At 71.9% G+C, this 3276-nt stretch carries 4 protein-coding genes; 2 read left to right on the top strand and 2 right to left on the bottom strand.

The features are described 5' to 3' along the window. Both FIF60_RS21320 and lysM read right to left on the bottom strand, forming a co-directional pair. Positions 1 to 764 (bottom strand): DNA translocase FtsK 4TM domain-containing protein (locus FIF60_RS21320; RefSeq protein ID WP_204251279.1); only part of this gene is annotated, 764 nt, incomplete at its 3' end. Positions 765 to 857: 93 nt separating this feature from the next. Then, positions 858 to 1328, bottom strand: coding sequence for a peptidoglycan-binding protein LysM (gene lysM, locus FIF60_RS21315; protein WP_144300299.1), 471 nt, complete (start codon positions 1326 to 1328; stop codon positions 858 to 860). 179 nt (positions 1329 to 1507) lie between these two features. Between lysM and FIF60_RS21310 the strand changes: the two genes are divergently transcribed. After that, positions 1508 to 2698 carry a hypothetical protein gene (locus FIF60_RS21310; protein WP_204251278.1) on the top strand — a complete coding sequence of 397 codons (1191 nt, stop codon included), beginning with the start codon at positions 1508 to 1510 and terminating at the stop codon, positions 2696 to 2698. A gap of 21 nt (positions 2699 to 2719) precedes the next feature. Then, positions 2720 to 3276 (top strand): DUF6384 family protein (locus tag FIF60_RS21305; protein ID WP_204251277.1); only part of this gene is annotated, 557 nt, incomplete at its 3' end.

The following is a 3276-nucleotide window of genomic DNA, read 5'->3' as shown; positions in this document are numbered from 1 at the left end:
GCCGCTGCGGCCCGGCGTTGCGCCCGCCACTCGCTGATCGACTCCGCCACGCGGCCGGGGATGTTCACGCGCCGCCAGAACCCGGCGACGGCACGACCCGCCTTGCCGGCCCCCTCGCCCGCGCCGAGCGCGACCGCGCCGCTTCCGACGGCAACCGCGCGGCCCGCGCCGCGCCATTCCCCCGCCGTCAGCCCGAAGGAGCCGATGGCGAGAAGCAGGCCGAGGCCGGCGAGGAAGATGGTGGCGAAGGCCATTCCGAGCGGGCCGAGCCAGGAGGACGCCGTCTCCTGCGCCCCGCCCATCAGGAGCGTGCCGACGACGCCGCCAGGGCCTGCGGGGAGCAGCGGGTGCTCGGCCGAGAACAGCGCAGGCCCCGCGGCCGCGAAGGGCAGGGACGCCGCGAGCATGCCCGCGCGCGCGAGCGGCGAACCGAGCGGACGGTGGCTGACGAGCCGCCAGGCCCAGACGAGCGGCGCGATGCCGGTGAGCACGGCAGCGACCCCGAAGCCCTGCAGCAGCGCATCCGACAGCGCCGCGCCGGCGGGGCCAGCGAGGTTCCGCACGGCACCCGCACCGGCGGTGTTCAGGCTCGGGTCAGCCGGGTGGTGCGAGGCAAGTGCCACGAGAACGGTGAGGCCGAGGGCGCAGGACACGACGCCCGCGATCTCCGACGCACGGCGGCGCAGGAACGCAGCCACCCCCGGCGGCAGCAGGCGCCGGATCGTGCCGTGGGGGGAGCCTGAGGCGCTGGAGCGTGCGGGCATGGCTATTCAGCAGGTTGTGCGCGATTCCTGCACCATACCCTAAACTGCCGAGCCCTGTCGCGACCTGCGTGCCGCCGCGGGCCGGGCGGCGCGCTACCCCTGCTTCGGGATGCGCAGCACCTGGCCGGGATAGATCATGTCCGGGTGCGTCAGCATCGGCTTGTTCGCCTCGAAGATGACCGGGTACTTCGCGCCGGAGCCGAGGTGTTTCTCCGCGATCTTCCACAGCGTGTCGCCCTTGGCGACCGTGTGGAACACCGGCGCGGGCATCTCCTCGACGGCCGCGATCGTCTCCTCCACGGCGGCGATGCCGGCGACGTTGCCCGCGGCGAGGATGGCGCGCTCGCGCGTCGCGGGGTCGGCCACCCCGCCGGTGAGCTTCACCGTGTCGCCCTCGACCGTGACCTTGACGTCGGGCGGCAGGCCGAGCCGGTCGAGCTCGGCGCGGATCGCCTCGGCAGTGGGCGGCGCCGGCGCGGGCTTGCTCTCGTCCTGCACCGCCGCTTCCGCCTTGCCGATGCCGAGCAGCCGCCCCGCGGCCTTCACGAAGCTGAAAAGACCCATGATCGAATCCCCCGTTCGTGTTTCGCGCCGTGCCGGCGCATCGCGTGACGCCGATGGCCCCGGCCACCCGGTCGTGAGCCACGGCGGCCTCGTTTCGTGGAAGTTCCGCTTTCTCAAGCGGACGGGCAGCGTCTAGGCTGAGTGATCAAAGCATAATGCCGAACGGGGGACCAACGCCGATGGCTGACACGAGCGTGACGATGTCGGGACAGGTGATGGCGCATCTCGACAAGGCGCTCGGGCGCCTGCGCGACCTCGGCCTGCCGCTGCCGCAGGCCTCGGCGCAGGAAAGCCCGATCACCGGCCTTCTCGCCAAGATCACCGCGCTCGACGAGCACCGCGTCGCGCTGATCGCTCGCGTTCTGAACCAGGCGACCACCTTCAACGAGGTGGTGCGCGAGCAGATCCAGGCCATGGCGGTCGGCGAACGGTACGAGACCATCACCAACGCCTTCAACTCGATCCGCGACGATGCGCGCGAGATGGTCGCCCAGATCGAGGATGGAAAGATCTCCACGATGGAGAGGCTGTCCAACATCTGGCAGAAGGTCACGCGCGGCGACATCTCCTCGCGCTTCGACACGATCCGCCGCACCTATCTCGACGTCTCGAAGGACACCAAGGAGAACATCGACCGCGAGCACAGCATCCTCGAGGCGTATCGCGACTTCCGCGTCGCCATGAAGGAGGCGGAGGTGATGGCGCTCGAGGTGCTCAAGACGGCAGAGGGCAAGCTCGCCGCCGCGCGCGCGGCGACCGACGAGGCGGTGAAGGCGGCGGAGGCGGCTTCGGAGAAGGAGCCGGCCGAGCGCGCCCGCGTCGAGCTCGCGCGCGACCAGTCGCTCCGCGCGCTCCAGGACGAGGAGGCGCGCTACCAGATCGCGAAGGACCTCTCCGACAACCTCACCGTCTCCTACAACACCTCCGAGGTCATCATGGCGCGGCTGGTGCAGACCACCACCGCGAAGGAGCGCGTGTACCAGCAGGCGGTGTCGTTCTTCTCAACCAACGAGGCGGTGCTGACGGCGCTCAGCGCCTCCTTCACGGGGCTGCACGGGCTGCACGAGAGCACGCGCACCCTCGATGCGATGAAGGAGGGCGTGAACCGCTCGCTCGAGACGCTCGCCGAGATGGGCGGCACGGTGCAGGAGGCCGCGCTGCGCGCGGGCTACGGCCCGACGATCCAGGCCGAGGCGGTGAAGAAGCTTGTCGACAGCGTGGTGAACTACCAGGAACGGTCGCGCGAGATCATCGAGGAAATGCGCGAGGCGTCGACCAAGAACAGCGAGGAGATCCGCCGCGCGGTGGAGGACGCCAAGCAGCGCATGACGAGGCTCGCCCAGCGCGCCGGCGCCGCGGCGAACGCCTGACGCCGGGAGCGCGGGCACGCCATGCCGGCCCAGGCCGCCTCCCCCTCGCTCGACGACACCATGCTCGCGATGGACGTGGTGGACACGATCCGCCACGCCGAGACGCTGGCGATGCGCGAGCTCGCCGGCGAGGAGCGCCGCGCGAAGCTGCGCGAGCGGCTGCGCGAGATCTACGCGAGCCAGGGCATCACCGTGCCCGAGCACGTGCTCGACCAGGGGATCGCCGCGCTCGAGGAGAAGCGCTTCGCCTATCACCGGCGCGGCGACGGGCTCGGCCGACGGATCGCGACGCTGTGGGTGACGCGCGCGCGCTGGGGCCGGCCCACGCTGATCGCGCTCGGCGCGGCGCTGATCGCACTCGTCGCGTGGCAGATCGCGGTCGTCGCGCCGCAGCACCGGCAGGAAGCGGCGATCGAGCGCGAGCTCTCCACCGACCTTCCCCGCGCGCTGCGGGCAGAGCATGACCGTGTCCTTGCCGGAACGACCGAGCCCGGCCCGCGCGCCGATGCCGCGCGGCTTCTGGCGGAAGGCGAGGCGGCGGCGCGGGCCGGCAACCTCGCCGAGGCGCGGGCGCGGCG

It is taken from the genome of Elioraea rosea, assembly GCF_007644105.1.
Lineage (GTDB): Bacteria > Pseudomonadota > Alphaproteobacteria > Acetobacterales > Acetobacteraceae > Elioraea_A > Elioraea_A rosea.
The sequence above is the reverse complement of the archived record's forward strand: the minus strand, read 5'-3'. Positions and strand labels throughout refer to the sequence as shown.